This window comes from Bacillus sp. 2CMS4F (assembly GCF_023161785.1).
Lineage (GTDB): Bacteria > Bacillota > Bacilli > Bacillales > Bacillaceae > Bacillus > Bacillus halotolerans.
Map to the genome: position 1 here is coordinate 91606 of NZ_JALNTO010000010.1, position 21228 is coordinate 112833.

Genomic DNA, 21228 nt, shown 5'->3' on the forward strand with positions numbered 1-21228 from the left:
CTAGTTTAAGCTTACCACAATTGGCTCTAGAATAGGAAACACGCGAACCTGGGAAAAAAGAAATATGCCGGGAAAATTGGTATAGATCACTAGATATCTTGTATGGTATATTTTTAAAAAAGGGTAAGAGGGGGATGGGTATGCTTTCATTTTTACAAAAGCTTGGAAAGTCATTTATGCTCCCGATTGCGGTTTTGCCTGCAGTCGGGATTATCCTTGCACTTGGCAGGGAGGATTTATTCGATATCCCGTTTGTTTATCAAGCGGGAACTGCTGTTTTTGATCACCTGCCGCTTATATTTGCGATTGGGATTGCCATCGGCATTTCAAAAGACAGCAATGGGGCCGCGGGTTTATCAGGGGCGATTTCGTATCTGATGCTCGACGCGGCAACAAAATCGATTAATGAAGCAAACAACATGGCGGTATTTGGGGGAATTATTGCCGGATTAATTGCGGGTTACACCTATAACCGCTTCAAGGATACAAAACTGCCGGAATATCTCGGGTTCTTCAGCGGCAGACGGCTTGTGCCGATTCTCACCGCTATTTTTACAATCATTTTAGCAGGAATATTCGGTTCGATATGGCCGCCGATTCAATCGGGAATTAACGCGTTTGGGGAGTGGATGCTTGGGCTTGGCGGAATCGGCGCGGGCATATTCGGCTTATTCAACAGGCTGTTAATTCCGCTCGGTCTTCACCACGTGCTGAATAATATTTTCTGGTTCCAATTCGGCGAATATAACGGAGTAACAGGTGATTTGGCGCGCTTTTTCGCTAAAGACCCGACAGCGGGCACATACATGACGGGATTCTTCCCGATTATGATGTTCGGTCTTCCGGCGGCATGTCTGGCAATGATTGTGACTGCGAAGCCATCAAAACGAAAAGCAACGGCCGGAATGATGATCGGTTTTGCGTTGACTGCGTTTATCACAGGGATTACGGAGCCAATTGAGTTTGCATTTATGTTTTTATCTCCGCTGTTATACGCTGTGCATGCAGTCTTAACCGGACTGTCGCTATTCATCGTTAATTTGCTCGGCATACGCTCTGGATTTTCTTTTTCAGCCGGTGCGATCGATTATCTTTTGAGCTACGGAATTGCAGAAAAGCCGCTGCTGCTGCTTCTGGTAGGTATATGCTATGCGGCTGTATACTTTGTCGTGTTTTACGTCTTAATTAAGACGTTGAATTTGAAAACGCCGGGACGTGAGGATGATAACTTGGATGAAGTGCTGGACGAGAACACAGCACAGTCTGTCAATGAAAACATCATGCTGAAGGGGCTTGGCGGAAAAGAAAACCTGCAGACGATTGATCACTGTGCGACAAGGCTGAGACTGACAGTAAAAGATACGTCTTTAGTAAATGAAGCGTTATTAAAGAAAGCAGGCGCAAAAGGAGTTGTCAAATCGGGCGGGCAATCAGTACAAGTCATTATTGGCCCGAATGTAGAGTTTGCGGCAGAGGAATTACGTGCTGCAGTGAAATAAAAAAAGCAGAGAGGCTGGCCTCTCTGCTTTTTTCTTATTTATCTTCGTCTTCTGTTGACGTCTCTGAATCCTCGCCGTGTTTTGTGTAATCATAATCGGAAGGGTTCACCTTTGTAAAACCTTTCGGGTTGTAGAAACGCAGCAGGTCTCCGTTTATGATTTTATCGGACATTTCGAGTTCCTTCTTGACGAATGAGTCTTCTGACTTGTCGATCTCAGATTCATCAAGCTGTTTACCGGTTTTTGTGTCATAGTACTTGCCGGATATTTTCGTGTACTTCGGTGATATAAAGTCTCCGTTACGGAACGGAATCACTTCACGGTGTTCTTTAGATAAAATATCAGAACCGGACATCAAGTAGTCTTTCGTATCCACTCCGAGCAAATGCAGAAGGGTTGGAGCCACATCGACGTCTCCGGCATATTTATGAACTTTTTCGCCCTTCACGCCGGCAGCGTGGATAAAGAGCGGCACCCGCTGAAGCTGGGCGTTGTCATAATCGGTAATTTCATCTTTGCCAAGCACTTTGGCCATCGCGTTATTGTGGTTTTCAGAGATGCCGTAGTGGTCTCCGTACATCACGATAACCGATTTATCATATAACCCGTCTTTTTTCAGGTCATTGAAAAATTGTTCAATGGACTGATCAAGGTAATGGGCTGACTGGAAGTAGTTGTTGACGACAGAGTCGCCAAAGTCTCCAGCCGGGAAGTCAGTATCCCCCTCATCCATTCCGAATGGGAAGTGGTTAGACAGGGTAATGAACTTCGTATAGAACGGCTGCGGCAAGCTTTCTAACAGCGGCATTGATTCTTTAAAGAACGGTTTATCTTTCATGCCGTAGTTTTTCGTGTTTTCTTCGTTCATGTCATAGTAAGCAGAGTCGAAGAACTTATCTATGCCTTCCGCTTTGTACATTTCGTTTCGGTTCCAGAACGTCTGCGTATTCCCGTGGAACGTAGCAGATGTGTAATCTTTAGACTTCAAAATCGCCGGAACGGATTGAAGCGTGTTTTGCGCTTTGTTCACGAAAACGGAACCCTGAGCCAGCGGGTACAGAGAGTTTTCCATCATAAATTCTGCATCCGATGTTTTACCTTGTCCTGTTTGGTGGAAAAAGTTATCAAAGTAGAACGTTTCGTTATCGTGCGCCAGTTTATTTAAGAACGGTGTCACTTCTTTACCATCAATTTTATAGTCGATGATAAAGGACTGCAAAGATTCAAGTGAAACGTAAATGACGTTTTTTCCTTCCGCTTTGCCGAAATACACATTGTTCGGCACATCGTAATTGGCTTTCATGTAGTTCTCAACTTCCGTTACGTCGCTTGAATCGGCAAGTGCGCGCTGGCTGTTGGATTTGACATTCTGCACAGCGTCATAAATCGTGAAATTGTATGTTCCTAAATATTTGACAAGATAGTTTCGGTCAAATGATCTCGTCAGCAATTCAGGACGGTCTGACTCCGCAACTGCCAGGTTGATTAAGAAAACGAGAATCGAAGACGCAAGAACGATTCGGAATGATTTTTTGTTAGACGTATCGGCAGGCTTGTTCACTTTAATCGCTAAGATAATCAGAATGATCGTATCGATAAAGTAAAAGGCGTCAGTCGGTCTCATCAGCGAAAATGCGCTGTCACCGAGTTGGCCGCCGTTTGTTTTAGCCTGCATAATGACCGGAATCGTAATAAAATCATTGAAGAATCGGTAATACACAATGTTTGCGTACAGTAAAAAAGACATTAAAAAATGAATCACTATGATGGCTGTCTGCTGTAATTTTTTCTTGAACAAAAGTCCAAATCCAAGAAAGAATAAGCTTGAGCTGAGCGGATTCACAAAAAGCAATATTTTCTGGATCGTGTTGTCTATTCCTAAATTGAAGTTCAGGACATAACCGACATACGTCTTTACCCATAACAGGACGACCGCAATTAAGAAGAAGGCCAGTCCTCTTTCTTTTATAAATGTTTTCATTGTTACACTCCTTTTTTCCGATCACAGTTCGAGCGAAACGATAGAAAAAACGAACGTATCCAATATAACACGAATCAGCGGATTAGAAAAGTGAAAATCGTCCGATGGAAAAAGTGGCGAAAAACGCCGTCGAATCAACGTTTTCTTAGGAAATCGCCAGATGTAAAATCAGGTTTCTTACTGTAAATAAAGGAATAATATGGTTTGTGACAGCTGTATGATAAAATATGTTCATTAATGAAAAGAGGTGGGACGATGGATTATTCTCATATTGTGTCTGAAGATAAGATTAAACGCGCCATCAAAGACGGAGAATTTGACAACCTGCCGGGAATGGGAAAACCGCTGCCAAAGGATGATGCGGCCCACTTGCCGGAATCCCTGCGGATGGGCTACCGAATGTTAAAAAATGCAGGGATGGCTGAGGATGAGGGTGCACTGAAAAAAGAGCTTATGACCCTCAACCATTTAATCTCCAAGTGCTATGACGAAAAGGAACGTGAGCAATTAGTAAGAAAAAAATCAGAAAAGCAGCTGATGCTCGATAAGCTTGCCGACAAAAAAGGCATGTTTTCCAAACCAGCGTCATCGTTTTATAAGAATCAAGTATATGAGCGGCTGGGGCGAAACAGACCTTCTTCCACTTAGTTTTCCTTGTCAGGCGATGTTTTTAGCCCGTACAGCTTCCTTTCTTCCTCAATTTGACTTAGTTCTGTCTGCCCTAAAAGGTTTATGTTTTTCTATCTGTGGGGAATTGACCCATAAACGGGAAAGGGTGATGGGATGGAACAACGATTAGAATGGGTAGAGCGTATATCTGATTGGCTGTGGGGGCCGCCGCTAATTATCTTACTGACGGGGACGGGATTGTACTTCACCATTTTGCTGAAGTTTTTTCAATTTCGCTATCCTTTATATATTTTGAAGCAGACGATCGGCAGCGTAGGAAAAAAGCCGAAGGGAGAGGGGACAGTTACGCCGCTTCAAGCATTGACATCAGCCCTCAGTTCGACGATTGGGGCGGCGAACATTGTCGGAGTGCCTGCGGCTATCATGTTTGGCGGTCCCGGGGCTGTTTTTTGGATGTGGCTGGTGGCCTTATTTGCTATGGCAATTAAGTTTTCAGAAAGTGTGCTTGCGGTTCATTACAGAGAAAAAAATGAGCAGGGTGAATTTGTCGGGGGACCGATGTATTACATAACAAAAGGGCTGCGCATGAAATGGCTCGGCGTGTTTTTTTCTGTTGCACTGATCGTAGAGCTGATTCCAAGCATAATGGTTCAGGGGAATTCAGTTTCAGTCTCTCTTGCCGAAACGTTTTCTTTCAATAAAATATACGCCGGAATCGGCATCGCGTTTTTGATTGGTTTAGTTGTAATTGGCGGGGTAAAGCGGATCGGAAAAGTAACAGAGTTTGTCGTGCCTCTCATGGCAGGTGCATACGCGGGAGCCGGTCTCCTGATTGTTCTTATGAATCTTTCATCTGTTCCGGCGTTTTTCTCTCTCATATTTTCGAATGCGTTTACTTCTTCTTCGGCAGCAGGAGGATTTGCAGGCGCTGCCTTGGCTAAAACCATCCGCTGGGGGTTTGCCCGCGGCCTGTATTCTAATGAAGCCGGGATGGGAACCGCGCCGATTGCACATGCGGCGGCAATGACTGACCACCCCGTAAGACAAGGCTTCTGGTCTGTGATCGGCATTGTCATTGACACCTTGATCATCTGCACCACCACGGCATTTGTCGTCCTTGCATCCGGTGTCTGGACAGGGAAGAACGCCTCAAGTGACCCAGCAGCACTGACTACGGCTGCATTTCAGCATTATTTCGGATCTGGCGGAGGGTACTTCGTTTCGATTTCTCTCGTCTTTTTTGTTGTCTCGACCATTATGGTTGTCATATTTTACGGCGTAAAACAAGCTGAATTTCTATTCGGACGGCTGTCGGGACATGTCATTAAATTCGTCTATTTAGCGGCTATTATCATAGGTGCCGCCGGCGGAGCAAAAGCCATCTGGGGTTTTCTGGACTTAGCGTTAGTTTTCATTCTCGTTCCGAATGTGATTGCGCTGTTATTATTGAGCAAGAAGGTAAAAGCGCTGTATACCGAATTTTTCACATCTGAACAGTATTACCTGAAAGATAGAAGAAAAACGAAACAGAGTGCTGTTTACCAGACAAACGAAGCTGAAAACTCTTAGGGTTTTTGGAACCAACATCGTCTTACTCTTGATGATCAATTAGATGAACAAAGGCAGCAAGATCGCATCACCACATTAATGAGCGTTATTGACTCTGAGGCTTTCTGTAAAGCCTCTCTTGAACCTCTGATGGCGAACTCGGCGATCGGTTCTTCAATGCTTCTCCTTTAGCCGCCTTTCATTTTTACAATCAGGCATTTTGACGTCGACAAAATAATAGTTTCAAACTCGTCTCTGCAAATACACTGGAAATAGACAGCGTATTGGCAGAGATTCCTCGTCTTTCTCTATTTCATCCTTCAGATGCCGCAAAAAGGAAGGAGGGCGTGATCCTGAATAGATTCAGATTTTACGATTCCTTCGATATATACAACAAATCCGCACAGTCTATTTCCGAAGTCAAACCCTCTAAACACGATATCTCTGAGCAGCTTTCTGTTAATAGTGTTTTCCTTGAGATAGGAGAAATCGGCCCTTCCTTGTTGGCCTCGAGCTCACGGAGGAACTTGCAGGGCATTCTCGTGTTTATTCATAGGGTTCACCTCTCAAAACATTTGCTAGCTTTTTAGAGTAACCTCTCTGTTAAGCCATTCTATGACTTTACGAATAGTATGAAAGCGCTATAAAAAGTTGTTGACTACATGTATATACAGGAATACAATATAAACATAAGTTGTATATACAAGTTATCAAACGGAGGGGTTGGCATGGGGGAACTGAACAGATCAGCACGGCAAATTGTTGAAGCAGTCGGCGGTGCTGAAAATATTGCAGCGGCAACTCATTGTGTAACACGTTTACGCTTCGCGTTAATAGATGAAAGCAAGGTTGACCGAGAGGTGCTGGATCAAATCGATGTTGTAAAGGGATCGTTTTCGACAAACGGGCAGTTTCAGGTTGTGATCGGCCAGGGAACAGTCAACAAAGTATATGCGGAACTGGTCAAGGAAACGGGGATTGGCGAGTCAACAAAGGATGACGTGAAGAAGGCCTCAGAAAAAAATATGAATCCTTTGCAGCGTGCTGTGAAAACGCTTGCAGATATATTTATTCCGATTTTGCCGGCGATTGTCACGGCGGGTCTCTTAATGGGGATCAACAATATCTTAACGGCGCAGGGGATTTTCTTCAGTACAAAATCGATTGTGCAGGTGTACCCGCAGTGGGCGGATCTCGCCAATATGATCAATTTAATCGCAGGCACGGCCTTTACGTTCCTGCCAGCGCTGATCGGCTGGTCGGCGGTGAAGCGGTTTGGCGGCAATCCGCTCCTCGGCATTGTGCTCGGCGTTATGCTCGTGCATCCTGATTTACTGAATGCGTGGGGGTATGGCGCTGCGGAACAAAGCGGAGAGATCCCTGTATGGAATCTTTTCGGCCTTGAGGTGCAGAAGGTCGGCTACCAGGGGCAGGTGCTCCCGATTTTGCTCGCTTCGTATTTGCTCGCCAAGATTGAATTGTTTTTGACGAAACGGACACCCGAGGGGATACAGCTTTTAGTCGTCGCGCCGATTACGCTGCTCGTGACCGGTTTTGCATCCTTTATCATTATCGGACCGGTCACATTTGCGATCGGGAATGTGTTAACTTCGGGGCTTATCTCGGTGTTCGGCTCATTTGCCGCGCTGGGCGGGCTGCTGTACGGCGGCTTATACTCGGCGCTGGTGATTACCGGAATGCATCATACGTTTTTGGCAGTTGATCTGCAGCTGATCGGCTCTAAGCTTGGAGGCACTTTTTTATGGCCGATGCTGGCGCTGTCAAATATCGCTCAAGGGTCAGCGGCGCTGGCGATGATGTTTATCGTAAAGGATGAGAAACAAAAAGGCCTTTCCTTAACATCAGGCATTTCCGCTTATCTGGGCATTACAGAGCCTGCCATATTCGGGGTGAACCTTCGCTACAGATTTCCGTTTATCATTGCGATGATCAGCTCAGGGCTGGCCGGGATGTATATCTCATCTCAAGGCGTTTTGGCAAGCTCCGTCGGTGTTGGCGGCGTGCCCGGCATTTTCTCGATTATGAGCCAGTACTGGGGCGCATTCGCAATCGGGATGGCGATTGTCTTGATTGTTCCGTTTGCCGGAACATACGCTTATGCGCGACTGAAACGTAAATAACAAAGGGGAGCGGGACGTGTTTTTGACGGTCCCTTTTTCCTATTTTCATTAAAAAAGACGGTGGTGGAGACAGATGAAAACAGAACAAACACCATGGTGGAAAAAAGCCGTGGTTTATCAAATTTATCCGAAAAGCTTTAAAGATACGACGGGAAACGGCATTGGCGATTTGAATGGAATTATTGAAAAGCTTGATTACTTAAAAACGCTTCAGGTTGATGTTCTTTGGCTAACGCCGATTTACGACTCGCCGCAGCATGATAATGGGTATGATATTCGGGATTACTACACGATTTATCAAGAGTACGGCACAATGGAAGATTTTGAACGCTTATTAGCTGAAGTGCACAAAAGAGGCTTAAAAGTCGTCATGGATCTTGTGGTCAATCATACGTCAACTGAGCACAAATGGTTTAGAGAGGCGATTTCTTCAAAAGACAGCCCATACCGTGATTTTTATATATGGAAAAACCCGAACGAAGACGGCACAGCCCCGACAAACTGGGAATCGAAATTCGGCGGCTCGGCATGGAAGCTTGACGAAGCCTCAGGCCAATATTATCTGCACCTGTTTGATGTCACACAGGCTGATTTGAATTGGGAAAATGAAGAGGTCAGAAAGCATGTCTATGAGATGATGCATTTTTGGTTTGAAAAAGGAATTGATGGCTTCAGGCTTGACGTCATTAATCTGATTTCAAAAGACCAGCGCTTTCCGAATGCGGAAGACGGCGATGATGGCCGTACCTTTTACACTGACGGGCCGCGGGTGCATGAATTTCTGCATGAAATGAACGAAAAGGTGTTTTCACATTATGACAGCATGACGGTCGGTGAGATGTCTTCAACAACTGTAGACCATTGCATCCGATATACAAATCCCGGCAATGAAGAGCTTGATATGACGTTTAACTTCCATCATCTCAAGGTCGATTATCCAAACGGAGAAAAATGGGCCTTGGCTCCGTTCGATTTTCTGAAGCTGAAGGAGATCTTATCCGTGTGGCAGACGGAGATGCAGGCGGGAGGGGGCTGGAACGCTTTGTTCTGGTGCAATCACGATCAGCCGCGCATTGTATCGAGATATGGAAATGACGGTCCATATCGGGTGAAATCAGCAAAAATGCTTGCGACGGCCATTCATATGATGCAGGGCACGCCTTATATTTATCAGGGGGAAGAGCTCGGCATGACCAATCCGATGTTTACCGGCATCAGCTCCTATCGGGATGTCGAGTCGCTGAACATGTATCACGCCTTCAAGAAAAAAGGCATGGCGGAAAAAGAGATTTTAGCCATTTTACAGGAAAAATCCCGTGACAATTCCAGAACACCCGTCCAGTGGGATGATACGCCGAATGCCGGATTTACAACAGGCACGCCATGGATACCGGCCGCCGGCAATTACCGGGAGATCAATGCCGAGGCGGCGCTGAAGGACAAACACTCGGTCTTTTATCACTACCGGAAGCTGATCCAGATCCGAAAAACCTATGACATTGTCACAGAGGGAACGTATGAATTGATCGCAAAGGATGATCCGAACGTTTTTGCGTATATGAGACATGGCGAAAATGAGAAGCTGCTCGTCATCAATAATTTTTACGGGACGGAGGCAGCCTTTACACTGCCGGACACGCTGAAGCCCGGCGAGTGGAAGGCAGAGGTGCTTCTGACAAACGATGAAGAGAGAGAAGAACTGAAGAATATGACGCTCCGACCGTATGAGTCCATTGTTTATCATTTAACAAAACCGTGCTAAACTAAGCTGGGTGGTCATAAATGAAGGTGAATAAATTTATCACAATCTATAAAGACATCGCACAGCAAATTGAAGACGGCCGATGGAAGGCGGAGGAGATTCTTCCGTCTGAACATGAATTGACCGCACAGTACGGCACATCAAGAGAAACGGTTCGAAAGGCGCTTCACATGCTGGCTCAAAATGGATATATCCAGAAAATCAGGGGGAAAGGCTCCGTGATTCTCAACCGTGAAAAAATGCAGTTTCCGGTCTCTGGGCTTGTCAGCTTCAAGGAACTGGCGCAAACTTTGGGGAAAGAAACGAAAACAGCCGTTCACAAATTCGGGCTGGTGCCCCCGTCAGATCTGATCCAAAAACAGCTTCGGGCACAGCCGGATGATGACATATGGGAAGTGATCAGGTCAAGAAAGATTGACGGGGAGCATGTCATTTTGGACAAGGACTACTTTTTCAGAAAGCATGTGCCTCACCTGACGAAAGAAATTTGCGAAAACTCCATTTATGAATATATTGAAGGAGAGCTTGGTCTTTCGATCAGTTACGCGCAGAAAGAAATTGTGGCCGAGCCGTGTACGGATGAGGACAGGGAATTGCTTGATTTACGAGGCTATGACCATATGGTGGTTGTGAGAAACTATGTCTTTTTAGAGGATACAAGTCTCTTTCAATATACGGAAAGCAGACACCGTCTGGACAAATTCAGGTTTGTCGATTTTGCGCGACGGGGAAAATAAAGAGCGCCTGCCTGCGGCAGAGCGCTTTTTTCTCTTGGTATCAAAATTGATACTATCATACAAAAATGTGCGTACTTTTACTTTTTATGAGAATGGCTACAATAGAAGTGAGAGTAACCAAAAGGAGAGGTGCTTAACATGGCAGATGTAAAGAAACAAATTCTGGACGCATACAATTTCAGACATGCGACAAAGGAATTTGACCCGAATAAAAAAGTATCAGACAGCGATTTTGAATTTATTTTAGAAACAGGAAGACTGTCTCCAAGTTCACTCGGCCTTGAGCCTTGGAAATTCGTTGTTGTCCAAAATCCCGAATTCCGCGATAAGCTTCGCGAATACACATGGGGCGCGCAAAAGCAGCTTCCGACAGCAAGCCATTTCGTCCTGATTCTGGCGCGTACAGCGAAGGATATCAAATATAATGCGGACTACATCAAACGTCATTTAAAAGAAGTAAAACAAATGCCGCAAGACGTGTATGAAGGCTATCTCAGCAAAACAGAGGAGTTCCAGAAACACGATTTGCATTTGCTTGAAAGCGACAGAACCCTGTTTGACTGGGCATCCAAACAAACCTATATTGCGCTTGGCAACATGATGACAGCCGCTGCGCAAATCGGCGTTGATTCCTGCCCTGTGGAAGGCTTCCAATATGATGAAATTCATCGCATTCTTGAAGAAGAAGGCCTTCTGGAAAACGGAAGCTTTGATATTTCTGTTATGGTGGCGTTCGGCTACCGTGTGCGAGACCCTCGTCCGAAAACAAGATCTGCAGTTGAAGATGTTGTGAAGTGGGTATAAAAACGAAAGCTGCTCGATAACGAGCAGCTTTTTTTTATGCTTGATTCGCTCTGTTCTGTTTTCTTCGCTGATGCAAATATAATGCTGTTCCGAGTGCGCTGATCAGAAATCCGGCCAGCAGGATGGAATACATGGACGTGGCTGTGTCAGGAAGCAAGCCGCCAGCCGGTCCATCGGTTCCCGATCCGCCCGATCCATTTGTTGGTACAGTGCCGGGAGGTGTTTGATCGCCGCCTTTGCCGTCATTCGGCTGCTTTCCGCCTGGATTGTCGGACCCTCCGCCATTCTTGCCGTCATCACCTCCGCCTGTCGGCTGATCGGACGGGAACGCCGGCGGTTTATCGTGAGCACCGGAATTTAAGATCGTGTATTCGCTGAAGTGGTTTGTGTAACCTGTTACCATATCATCGTCAACTGATCCCTTTTCTGTCTTTGTAAAAGTTTTCTTTTTCCAGTCGACATGGTAAATGGCAGGGGTGTGAGCTTCTTCAATATCAAACATCCGAAGCGATAGCTCAACCGGTTCCTTGAATGATTTCACTTCTTTTCCTTTTTGCTTCACTGTAAAGTCATATACATTTGATAGGGAGACGTTTAATTCTCCCTTAGATTTGATTCCGATTTCAGTGTTCGCGGTTTTGATATTCGCCATTGGAAGCTTCATGCTGTACCAGTAGTTGAACACCGTCAGGGAAGGATCTAATTCTCTATCCTTCAATAGCTTGACCTGGTCTTTTTTCATTTTTAGATTGATTGGTTTCTCTTGTGATCTTTCAGACGTTTCATAATAGACAAACGGCTTGTTGGCGTTTTTGGCATAAATCGCAAATTTGTCTTCATCGAGTGTCCAGCTGCCATCCTTCTGCTTTGTCGGCAGGAATACTTCTTTGATCCGTCCTTCGATTTTCGGAGAGACCTTGTCACCAAGCTTTTTCAGCTGCTCGGTGAAAATCTCATAATCTACGTAGCCGAGGTCTTCACCATGAGAAGCTTCCGTAAAGACAGAGTATCCGTCTCCACCGCCGCCGACAAAATGATTTGTTGCGACGCGGTAGGTATCACCTGTATTCAGATCAACTTTGTCTCCGTTAGGCGATTCGATTTTCACGTCTAAAACACGGTGTCCAGGTTCGTTGTTTAATGTAAAGGTATATTCAATTCCAGCCACCTGAGGGAAGGCCCCGCCTCCGTTCTCCACATTGCTTAATCCTTGTTCAAGAGCTTCTTTGATTTGTTTTCCGGTCAAATCAGCCACGTAAAGCGTGTTGCCGAACGGCATCACGTTCAGTACTTCGCCGAGAGTGATATCGCCTTTGTCAATGCCTGCTCTGATGCCGCCGCCATTTGTTATCGCTATTCTGGCGCCGGCTGCTTCTTTCGCTTTTGCAAGCATTCCGTCCGCGATGAAGTTCCCGAGATTGGTTTCCTTCGTGCGCACATGCTCACGCTGGCCGTCAAGGGCTACATCCGTGTAGCCGACTTTTTCATTTTTGACGTCCTCTAATTCTTTTTTGAACTTGTTGAGCTCTTTTTTTGCTCCCGCGTTTTCTTCAGTATTCTCATCAATCGGCAGTACGCTTAGATTTGATTTGTCAGTTTGAACGACGCCGTCATCATCAAACGCGACATCGACACGCCCTAAGAATTGGCCGTATTCTTTTGCCTGTGCCACGATAGTCGGTTCGTCGTTTTCCACGACCTCCATTTTGTCCACGAGAGTGTGGGTGTGTCCGCCGATGATCAAGTCAATGCCTTTCACTTTTTTGGCTAGCTCAAGATCGCGGTTATGCCCAATGTGGGTGAGCGCGATAATTTTGTTTACTTTTTCTTCTTCCTGAATCGTTTTCACGGTGTTCTGCGCAGTTTTAAATGCGTCGTTAAATACAATGCTTTTGCCCGGGCTTGATGTTGTGGCTGTGTCTTCTGTTGTCAGTCCGAACACGGCGACTTTTTCACCGTCAACGTCTAACAGAATGTACGGATGGATGCCCGGCTCTTTCTTTTCTCCCGCAGTAAAGGTCTGCGGCTTTTTGACAAATGATTTCAGCTTAGGTTCATTGGATACATCCACATTCGCGCTGACGATTGGGAAATCAGGCGCTTCAAAGTGATAGCGATTCGCCGGATCGACAGTTGTGCTGTTCCCGCTGAGAAAATCAGAAAGCACAGACGGACCTTTATCAAATTCGTGGTTTCCGAAGGTCATGGCATCATAACCCATCATGTTCATCAGTTTCAGGTCGGCTAAACCGTTCCATTTCGTGAAATACAGGTCGCCGGAAAACACATCTCCCGCGTCAAGCAGGATGTTGCGGTCTGTTTCGTTTCTTACTTCGCTGATTTTCGTCATTCGTCTGGCTGCGTCATCAAGGTGCGCGTGCGTATCATTTGTATGCATGACGGTAAGATCCCATAATCCGCCTTCAGGAGGATCGGTATCTGAATCGTCGTCAAATTGAAGCTTGTACACGCCATAGCCTTCATTTGAAGAATGTCTCACATAAGCGACATCATCGGCTTTGTCCGCAAAAGGCTTGGCTAAAAGCGAAGATTCAAACGTCAAATTCGTGCCGGAAACCGGTGCAATCGACCAGTTGTTGTCGGCTTTTGGATTTAATGTTTTCTGTTCAATAATGTAATCCATCAGTACCTGTCTGTTTTCAACTGCGGAGCCATGGACAATCTTATCACTCGTCAGATGAGGGAAACCGCCGCCGCCGGAGGCGCGGTAATTGTTCGTGACTACGAGAAATTCCTGGCTCGGGCTGATCGGTTTGCCTTCATAGGAAAGGTTGATGATCCGGCTTGAATCCGCGTTAATCACTTTTCCGTTTTCGTTGTATTTAGCCGGTTTTGTGACATCGACCTGATAGGTAACGCCGTCAATCACGTCAAAGTTGTAGGAGCGGAAATTCTCATTCAGCAAGGCCTGATCGCCGCCTTTTGACGTATCGATATGATTAAATTGGCCAGCTGACATGTCGAGCCAGTCCTTCACTTCGCTGCCGGTCAGCTTCACGATCTGGAGGGTATTATCATACAGATACAAGTCTCCGACGTTTTTAATCGCAAGATCCCCGGCCGGAATGTTTGTATAGTAATTGGCTCCGTTTCTGCCGCCGGCTTTAAACGGCGCGCCTGCTGACAAAATCGGAAGATCCTTATACTCGGTATCCTTCATTTCATTTTCCGCGTACCATTTTTGCGCATCTGTCACAATTTGAATAGAAGGGTCGTCCTTGACTTGTGCAAAGAAGCTGTTAATGTCGGCTTCTGTTTTTCCGACAGGCTTTCTGACATATTCCAGCGTATTTTGATGTGTTTGCTGAATGGCTTTTGTGACGGCTTCGTTTCTGGATGTGACGCTGCCGGAAATTGATTCGATGCTGCCCTTGGAATCTGCGACCTTCCACGAGCCGTCTGTTTTTTCAAGCTTGAGGTCAATGACGCCTAAGTATTTGCCCCAGCTGCTTGGCATGACGACCGGAATGCCGTTAATGGTTCCTTTTTCAACATCAAACTGAGCGGCACCCGCATATTCTGCGGAAGGGAAGAGTCCGTGCTGATGGCCCGAGACAATCGCATCAATGCCCTTTGTTTTCGTGGCCAGGTCAAAAACGGCGTTTTCTGCACCTGACGATTGCGCCTGCTTTTCAATACCGGTGTGGGCAAGGGCAATAATGACATCCGCGCCTTCTGCCTTCATTTTCGGAATCGTTTCATTGGCAGATTCGACGATATCCTGCACCTGAACCTGTCCTTCGAGATTCTTTTTGTCCCAGGTCATGATTTGCGGCGGGACAAAACCTATGTAGCCTACTTTGATCTTCTGTTCGTTTCCGTTTTCATCTGTGACTGTTTTCTCGTTAATGACATACGGCGTATAACGGTGTTCGCCGCCAGTTGTTTTAACATTGGCGTTTACAATCGGAAAATCGGCTCCTTTGATCGTGCCGTCAAGAAAGTCGAGCCCATAATTGAATTCATGATTGCCAAGTGTTCCTGCGTCATACTTCAGCGCGTTCATGACGCTGATAATCGGGTGGGTTTTTGCACCGGAGATAATGTTGTCTTTTTCGTATTTCACTGCGTATTCGCCCAGCGGATTTCCTTGAATCAAGTCACCGTTATCCACGAGCAGGGTGTTTGGGTTCTCCTCGCGGTGCTTTTGGATCAGCTGTGCCGTTCTGGCAAGCCCGAATTCTGTCGTTTCTTTGTCGCTGTAGTAATCGTAATCCATCATGTTGGCATGAATATCAGTTGTAGCCAAAATACTGAGATTCACTTGAGGAGCCGTGTTTTCTTCTGCATGAATGGGCGGTGTTGGGAGGATTAGGCTAAGTATCATAATTGGGGGCAGCAGAATACGGAGAATGTTACTGACGTCTTTTCGTCTTTTCTGTATTCTCACCAGTTCTCCACCTTTCAACGAAATTTGTGTTACTGGTTCTATTGTAAGAATATTTTGTAAGCATTTGTAGATGTTTCTTTATGATTATTGTAAAAGGGAGAAAAATAAGTATTATGTATCATCTTTGGGTGATGTGAATTGGGTCATTATGCTTATCGTATGTCAGCTCTGCAAAATGTTTATTATATTGTGGCTGGGGTAGAGTGTTTTATGTAGACATATTAAGGGGGAGGTTATCAATCATGGGTAAAAAAATCGCAGTTGTGCTGACAGATTATTTCGAAGACAGCGAGTATACTGAACCAGCAAAAGCATTTAAAGAAGCGGGGCATGAGCTGACCGTTATTGAAAATGAAAAAGGGAAAACCGTAAAAGGCAAGCAGGGAAATGCGCAAGTCACAGTCGATGCGTCCATTGATGACGTAAACCCTTCCGACTTTGACGCGCTATTAATTCCGGGAGGTTTTTCACCTGACCAGCTTCGTGCCGATGACCGTTTCGTCCAGTTTACAAAAGCGTTTATGACGGACAAAAAGCCGGTATTTGCGATTTGTCACGGCCCGCAGCTGCTGATTACTGCTAAAGCGCTGGAAGGCAGAAAAGCGACAGGCTATACGTCCATTCGTGTAGATATGGAATACGCGGGGGCCAATGTCGTCGACCAGGAAGTCGTGGTTTGCCAAAATCAATTGGTCACCAGCCGCACGCCGGATGACATTCCTGCATTTAACCGCGAATCTTTGGCACTGCTTGAAAAATAACAAAAACGGACGCCCTGCGGGGACGTCCGTTTTTTCATGATAGCTTGGAACCTGCGGTCAGTTTATTGTATCTGTAATACAAAAAGGCAGCAGAGGCTGTTCCGATGACGGCAATGCCGAAGTCGAACATAAAGATATGGGCTATGCCTCCCGCTTTTGCGATGAGCCCGGTGGCAATCGGCAGCAGAATCGACGCAATACTTGAAGCTGTCGCAACAATTCCGGTGACAGTGCCTTTGCGGTTCCAGAAAAGCTCTGTCATTAATGTAACGGTAATTTGAAACACACCCGCGGTTGAAAATCCTAAGAAAAAGGCTGTGATGTCCAGTACCACTGGGACGTGAACTGTCAGCATAACGGCAAGCGTACATAATGTAATAATCGGATACAGCAGTGTAATCATCACCGGTTTTACCCATCTGTTCAGCAGAAGGGCTAATAATAAAACAGATACCAAAGCGCCTATACTATAGTAGCTCAGCAATTGTACAGAAGCTGATTCAGCTAACCCTGCAGCCTTTTGGGCGAAGCTTGGAAGCCAGATTTGAGAGACTGTGAATAAAGCCGTTGATGTAAAACCAATGATAATCAGCGCGGCGCCTTCTTTCTTCATGTCTGGTTCAGATAAGAAAGCAGGAGATCCCTGTTGCCCGGGTTTGATGGGTTGTTTCTGTTTTTTTGGCAGCGAAATCGCTGATAAGCAGAGGATGTTCAGCACATAGACAGCTGCCGGCAAATAAAATGCATATCCGTAGAATAGGCTATGGTCTGCCAAAACTGTAATCAGGAGCGGCAAAAGAGCGGCCCCGAGAGACATAAAAGCTTTTACCAAGACATTCGCCGAGCTGGGAGCAGTTGGGAAGAGCTCCGTTAAAGCCGGATATGTTCCTGCGTCCATGGCCGAATTTGCGACTCCGGCTAATAAAGCAAACACAAACGCAAGTTCATAACTCGGTGATAATGGAATACCGATTAAAAAGACAGCCATAATTCCGGCGGAAGCCACAATGAGCGGTTTTCTGCCTATTTTATCTGATAAAACGCCAGATATTCCGTATGTCAGCAGCTTGCCGAATCCGATAGCCGCAATCACATAACTGATGCCTGTCGGGTCGGTATTCCACTGCTTCGTTAAGGAGGACATGTTGGATGCGAGAATGATATTGACCATTCCGAGCAAGAAGTAGTTGATGTACATTCCGGTTGCTGTTTTGACGTATTTCGTTTTCATTCTAGTACTCCTTCAAAATCTTATTCGGCCATTTGCTGTATTCGCCGGCTTCAGGAAGCCCGGCGCCTTGCTGCCGCGTCTTTCCGGCTCCCTAATAAACGAAAGCAAAAAGAATCATCTTCATCAATAAGAAAAAAGACTTGCCGGATGCCGGCAAGCCCCATTATTTTCGAAGTGATGCAAGTTCTTGAGCGATCGCCTGCATTTCGCTCGGGCTGAATGCTTCTTTTTTCATCACCATTTTATGAAGGTAGGTGAGGTCCTCTATTTTTTCGTCGCTGAAGTCTTCCGCTTTGATAACCCCGACATTCAGCATGTTCAGTTTTTGTGAAATCTCTTCAATCATTTGAGTTAATGTTTCTGTATTTTGGCTGGACAAATGATTCCATCCTTTCTTTCGCGTCATTTGGTATGTTTTATTCTAACAGAATTCCATCAGAAAAAAACCCTATTCTCATTTCGGCCATTTATTTCAAAAAAGTGGTGACATCAGTTGAAAAGTGATTGAACATCCTAATAAGATAGCGGTAAAGGTTTCTTTTTAGAGAAATATGGGCAAAGAATAGGGAGGTTGCACAACATGATCAGCGTGTTATTTGTTTGCTTGGGGAACATTTGCCGGTCTCCGATGGCGGAAGCGATATTTCGGGACTTGGCAGCGAAAAAAGGATTAGAGGGGAAAATCAGAACAGACTCAGCCGGCATCGGCGGCTGGCACGTCGGCAATCCTCCGCATGAAGGAACGCAGGAGATATTGCACAGAGAAGGAATCAGCTTTGAAGGCATGCTGGCGCGCCAGGTGCGCGAACAGGATTTAACCGATTTTGATTACATCATTGCGATGGATACAGAAAATATCGGAAGCCTGAGAAGCATGGCGGGTTTTAAAAAAGCCGCACAGATCAAGAGGCTGCTTGACTTCGTTGATGATTCAGATCTTGCGGACGTTCCCGACCCTTACTACACTGGGAACTTTGACGAGGTCTATCAATTGATCAGATCAGGCTGTGAGCATCTGCTTGCAGCCATTCAAGAAGAAAAACAATTGTGAGGGAAAGGAGAGTTCATCATGAACAATGAACGCTGGTTGCTGAAAGGTGTCATTCTCGGAGCTGCGGCAGGCGCGGCGCTATCCTTGCTCCATAAGCCGACGAGACAGGCCTGCGGCATGAGATGGATGACGTGCAAGCATAAAATGTCTCTGTACAAAAACAATCCTGAACTATTGAAAAATAATGTCATTACAAAAATTGATGAAGCAAAACAGCTGGCCCAGACGCTGTCAGATGAAGTCGGCTTTGTTAATCAGCAAGTCAAAGAGCTGAAGAAAACAACGCCGAAAGTGATGGAGCTGGTACAGGAAACAAAGGAACATTTTACAAAAGATAAATGATCAAACATTCGAGGTGAGACGACATGAACTTTCTGAAAGAGCTGTTCGGCAGATACACCCTTCATGAGGGGCAAAGCAAATCTGCGGAGCTGGCGTATTTTTTTCTATTATCGCTGTTTCCGTTTTTGATTTTTATGCTGACGCTCACCGCGTATCTTCCGATTTCTACAGATGACGTGCTGGGGGTTGTAAAACAATACGCTCCCGGAAGTGCGATGTCCCTCGTTGAATCCATTACCCACCAAACATTAAATGACCGAAACGGCGGATTGCTGTCATTCGGGATCATCGCGGCGTTATGGTCTGCGTCTAATGGAATGAATGCCATCGTCAGATCGTTAAACCACGCGTATGAAGTGGAGGAAAACCGCTCTTTTATCATTGTACGTCTAACCTCAATTTTTCTGACGATCGCCATGGTGTTTACCATTTTAGTTGCCTTGCTTCTGCCGGTATTCGGCCGGCAGATCGGAATGCTTGCTGCGGACTTTGTCGGCGCTTCGGACCTGTTTTTATCCATCTGGACAGCGATTCGCTGGGGAGTCAGCCCGCTTGTGCTGCTGATTGTTTTTTCCGCTTTGTACGTCATCGCGCCTAACAAAAAGCTGTCGCTTCGCTTTGTCATGCCGGGTGCGCTGTTTGCGGCCATCGGCTGGATTGTCGTCAGCACCCTGTTTTCGTTTTACGTCAGTACATTTGCGAACTATAGCGCCACATACGGAAGCATTGGGGGGATCATCGTCCTGATGATCTGGTTTTACTTAAGCGGGATTTTAATTATTTTAGGGGGAGAAATCAACGCGCTTTTACATAAACGTAAAAAGCTTCCTGATGAAAATCCCTACAATTAGCGCACCCTATAAAGGAACTTCAGTTCAAAAATGATCCGGGGGGCAAAACGTGATGACAAAGCATACGAAAAAAGGCGGAAGCCATAACAAACAGAATTCAAAGAGCAAATCGAGTCATAAAACAAGCGGAAGTGCCAACGGACAAAACGGCTATCATTAGAACAAAAGCCTCCTGACTTTGTGTCAGGAGGCTTTTTCTTATGAAGAGGAAGAATAGGTCTCAGCCGCTGGCAAGCTTTTCGGTTTGCCTAAAGCGATAGCGAGCCAGACAGCGGCCAGAATGAGGGTAATCAAATAAAACAAGTTAGCGCTTTCGAAGGTTTGCATATACCAGCCGCCTGCAATCGGCCCGAAAATGCTGCCGAGACTGAATGAAATGCCGCAAAGCAAATTCCCCGCCGGAAGCAGGTGGGACGGAAGAAGGTCTGTCATAAAGCTGATGCCGAGTGTAAAGGTTGACCCGACTGCCATGCCCGCAATAAAGAAGCAACAGCCAATCACGTAAGGAAAAGGGAACACGCCTGCGATGAGAAAGCAAAAGGCCCCCGTCAGCAAAATCACAAGCAGCACATTCCGTCTTCCGTATTTATCGCTGAGAATGCCGAGCGGGAATTGAAAAATAATACTTCCGATTGCAAATGCAGGAAGAATCAAAGCGACGGCGTCCACAGATAAACCCAGACGCAGCGCATACACAGGAAAGCTGCCGTTTAATGCAGTCTCCAGAAATCCGTACCCGAACGTAGGCATAAACGCCACCCATGCAAACAGCATAGCCTGGTAAAAGCGTCTGAAACTATTGTCTGATTTGGTTTCGTGGGGGCTGGTTTCCGGGTATGCATTTTGTAGCAAGAAAACAAAGAGCCACGCAAGCAAACTGATGCAGCCTGACACGATAAAAGGCAGTGCCGGACTCAGCTTAACAAACGGGACCATAAACGGGCCCGCAGCAAAACCAAGACCAAAGGAGAGTCCGTAAATGGAAAGATTTCTCCCGCGGTTTTGCTTTGACGACATGGAGGTCACCCACGTTTGCGTAGAAAAGTGAAGCATATGGTCGCCGATCCCGATGAAAAGACGAAGCAGGAACCACATCCAAACCGACTGAAGCCAAATGAACCCGAACAAGCTTAAAATGACGATGCTTCCGCCAATGACGATCAGCGGTTTGAAACCCAGTTTTCTAAGCGGGGCTTCCATAAACGGAGAAGCCAATAGCACTCCGATATACAGCCCGGTCGCATGCAGGCCGTTAATCGCCGCTGATTCACCATTTGTTTCAAAGATAATCGAGATGACGGGCAGCAGCATGCCTTGTGAAAAACCGGATATGGAAACGAGCAAAACCAGAATAAAAAAATGCATTCGTGACATCGTGTCTGTTCTCCTTTGTGAGATCTATGTTGATCGTACACCGATTTCCAAAAGCCGGCAACCTGAAAAAAGCCTATATCGCGCGCAAACATTTGACCTCGTGTA

Annotated in this window: 16 protein-coding genes; 11 read left to right on the plus strand and 5 right to left on the minus strand. The window is 46.0% G+C overall.

Going from position 1 to position 21228, the window contains the following annotated elements; all coding sequences use genetic code 11:
* The first annotated feature begins 140 nt into the window (after positions 1-140).
* Positions 141-1499 (plus strand): N-acetylglucosamine-specific PTS transporter subunit IIBC, encoded by a 1359-nt coding sequence (gene nagE / locus MTN95_RS14675; protein WP_248338734.1) that lies wholly within the window; start codon positions 141-143, stop codon positions 1497-1499.
* A gap of 34 nt (positions 1500-1533) precedes the next feature.
* Here the strand turns inward: nagE and ltaS are convergent, their stop codons facing one another.
* On the minus strand, positions 1534-3480 hold the full coding sequence (gene ltaS / locus MTN95_RS14680) for a lipoteichoic acid synthase (protein WP_248338736.1): 1947 nt from the start codon (positions 3478-3480) through the stop codon (positions 1534-1536).
* A 255-nt stretch (positions 3481-3735) separates the two neighbouring features.
* On the opposite strand from ltaS, the gene MTN95_RS14685 reads away from it, so the two are divergent.
* The 6 genes from MTN95_RS14685 to MTN95_RS14710 all read left to right on the plus strand — a co-directional run bounded on the left by MTN95_RS14685 (position 3736) and on the right by MTN95_RS14710 (position 11102).
* A complete protein-coding gene (locus MTN95_RS14685; RefSeq protein WP_059291655.1) occupies positions 3736-4128 on the plus strand; it encodes a DnaJ family domain-containing protein in 393 nt (130 codons plus the stop codon).
* Positions 4129-4263: 135 nt separating this feature from the next.
* Positions 4264-5679: an alanine/glycine:cation symporter family protein gene (locus tag MTN95_RS14690; RefSeq protein WP_248338738.1), complete on the plus strand. Its 1416-nt coding sequence runs from the start codon at positions 4264-4266 to the stop codon at positions 5677-5679.
* A 707-nt stretch (positions 5680-6386) separates the two neighbouring features.
* Positions 6387-7799, plus strand: a complete 1413-nt coding sequence (gene treP, locus MTN95_RS14695) for a PTS system trehalose-specific EIIBC component (RefSeq protein ID WP_105991356.1) — start codon at positions 6387-6389, stop codon at positions 7797-7799.
* A gap of 73 nt (positions 7800-7872) precedes the next feature.
* Complete coding sequence (gene treC, locus MTN95_RS14700; protein WP_248338741.1) at positions 7873-9561, plus strand: alpha,alpha-phosphotrehalase; 1689 nt, start codon at positions 7873-7875, stop codon at positions 9559-9561.
* A 20-nt stretch (positions 9562-9581) separates the two neighbouring features.
* Positions 9582-10298, plus strand: a complete 717-nt coding sequence (treR, locus tag MTN95_RS14705) for a trehalose operon repressor (RefSeq protein ID WP_024120578.1) — start codon at positions 9582-9584, stop codon at positions 10296-10298.
* Positions 10299-10436: 138 nt separating this feature from the next.
* Positions 10437-11102 carry an NAD(P)H-dependent oxidoreductase gene (locus MTN95_RS14710; protein WP_105991358.1) on the plus strand — a complete coding sequence of 222 codons (666 nt, stop codon included), beginning with the start codon at positions 10437-10439 and terminating at the stop codon, positions 11100-11102.
* Positions 11103-11136: 34 nt separating this feature from the next.
* Here MTN95_RS14710 and MTN95_RS14715 read toward each other — a convergent pair whose 3' ends face one another.
* Complete coding sequence (locus MTN95_RS14715) at positions 11137-15513, minus strand: multifunctional 2',3'-cyclic-nucleotide 2'-phosphodiesterase/3'-nucleotidase/5'-nucleotidase (protein WP_248338743.1); 4377 nt, start codon at positions 15511-15513, stop codon at positions 11137-11139.
* A 242-nt stretch (positions 15514-15755) separates the two neighbouring features.
* Here MTN95_RS14715 and MTN95_RS14720 point away from each other — a divergent pair, with 242 nt between their 5' ends.
* Positions 15756-16274 (plus strand): type 1 glutamine amidotransferase domain-containing protein, encoded by a 519-nt coding sequence (locus MTN95_RS14720; RefSeq protein WP_059291650.1) that lies wholly within the window; start codon positions 15756-15758, stop codon positions 16272-16274.
* Positions 16275-16308: 34 nt separating this feature from the next.
* On the opposite strand, the gene MTN95_RS14725 is transcribed toward MTN95_RS14720, so the two are convergent.
* Both MTN95_RS14725 and MTN95_RS14730 read right to left on the minus strand, forming a co-directional pair.
* The gene (locus tag MTN95_RS14725; RefSeq protein ID WP_248338745.1) at positions 16309-17505 is read right to left on the minus strand and encodes an MFS transporter; all 1197 of its coding nucleotides are present in this window, start codon (positions 17503-17505) and stop codon (positions 16309-16311) included.
* 163 nt (positions 17506-17668) lie between these two features.
* On the minus strand, positions 17669-17884 hold the full coding sequence (locus tag MTN95_RS14730) for a DUF1128 domain-containing protein (RefSeq protein WP_010333391.1): 216 nt from the start codon (positions 17882-17884) through the stop codon (positions 17669-17671).
* A gap of 201 nt (positions 17885-18085) precedes the next feature.
* Here MTN95_RS14730 and MTN95_RS14735 point away from each other — a divergent pair, with 201 nt between their 5' ends.
* The 3 genes from MTN95_RS14735 to MTN95_RS14745 are packed head-to-tail and all read left to right on the plus strand — an operon-like array spanning position 18086 to position 19749.
* Positions 18086-18556 (plus strand): low molecular weight protein-tyrosine-phosphatase, encoded by a 471-nt coding sequence (locus tag MTN95_RS14735; protein ID WP_248338747.1) that lies wholly within the window; start codon positions 18086-18088, stop codon positions 18554-18556.
* 18 nt (positions 18557-18574) lie between these two features.
* Complete coding sequence (locus MTN95_RS14740) at positions 18575-18898, plus strand: hypothetical protein (RefSeq protein ID WP_024120585.1); 324 nt, start codon at positions 18575-18577, stop codon at positions 18896-18898.
* A 23-nt stretch (positions 18899-18921) separates the two neighbouring features.
* Complete coding sequence (locus tag MTN95_RS14745) at positions 18922-19749, plus strand: YihY family inner membrane protein (RefSeq protein ID WP_024120586.1); 828 nt, start codon at positions 18922-18924, stop codon at positions 19747-19749.
* Positions 19750-19947: 198 nt separating this feature from the next.
* Here MTN95_RS14745 and MTN95_RS14750 read toward each other — a convergent pair whose 3' ends face one another.
* Entirely contained in the window at positions 19948-21123 is a 1176-nt protein-coding gene (locus tag MTN95_RS14750) for an MFS transporter (RefSeq protein ID WP_059291647.1), read from the minus strand.
* Positions 21124-21228 lie beyond the last annotated feature (105 nt).

Excerpts from the sequence above, each read along its gene's own strand:
- nagE (WP_248338734.1), top strand. The coding sequence starts at position 141 with ATGCTTTCATTTTTACAAAAGCTTGGAAAGTCATTTATGCTCCCGATT.
- ltaS (WP_248338736.1), bottom strand. The coding sequence starts at position 3,480 with ATGAAAACATTTATAAAAGAAAGAGGACTGGCCTTCTTCTTAATTGCG.
- MTN95_RS14685 (WP_059291655.1), top strand. The coding sequence starts at position 3,736 with ATGGATTATTCTCATATTGTGTCTGAAGATAAGATTAAACGCGCCATC.
- MTN95_RS14690 (WP_248338738.1), top strand. The coding sequence starts at position 4,264 with ATGGAACAACGATTAGAATGGGTAGAGCGTATATCTGATTGGCTGTGG.
- treP (WP_105991356.1), top strand. The coding sequence starts at position 6,387 with ATGGGGGAACTGAACAGATCAGCACGGCAAATTGTTGAAGCAGTCGGC.
- treC (WP_248338741.1), top strand. The coding sequence starts at position 7,873 with ATGAAAACAGAACAAACACCATGGTGGAAAAAAGCCGTGGTTTATCAA.
- treR (WP_024120578.1), top strand. The coding sequence starts at position 9,582 with ATGAAGGTGAATAAATTTATCACAATCTATAAAGACATCGCACAGCAA.
- MTN95_RS14710 (WP_105991358.1), top strand. The coding sequence starts at position 10,437 with ATGGCAGATGTAAAGAAACAAATTCTGGACGCATACAATTTCAGACAT.
- MTN95_RS14720 (WP_059291650.1), top strand. The coding sequence starts at position 15,756 with ATGGGTAAAAAAATCGCAGTTGTGCTGACAGATTATTTCGAAGACAGC.
- MTN95_RS14725 (WP_248338745.1), bottom strand. The coding sequence starts at position 17,505 with ATGAAAACGAAATACGTCAAAACAGCAACCGGAATGTACATCAACTAC.
- MTN95_RS14735 (WP_248338747.1), top strand. The coding sequence starts at position 18,086 with ATGATCAGCGTGTTATTTGTTTGCTTGGGGAACATTTGCCGGTCTCCG.
- MTN95_RS14740 (WP_024120585.1), top strand. The coding sequence starts at position 18,575 with ATGAACAATGAACGCTGGTTGCTGAAAGGTGTCATTCTCGGAGCTGCG.
- MTN95_RS14745 (WP_024120586.1), top strand. The coding sequence starts at position 18,922 with ATGAACTTTCTGAAAGAGCTGTTCGGCAGATACACCCTTCATGAGGGG.
- MTN95_RS14750 (WP_059291647.1), bottom strand. The coding sequence starts at position 21,123 with ATGTCACGAATGCATTTTTTTATTCTGGTTTTGCTCGTTTCCATATCC.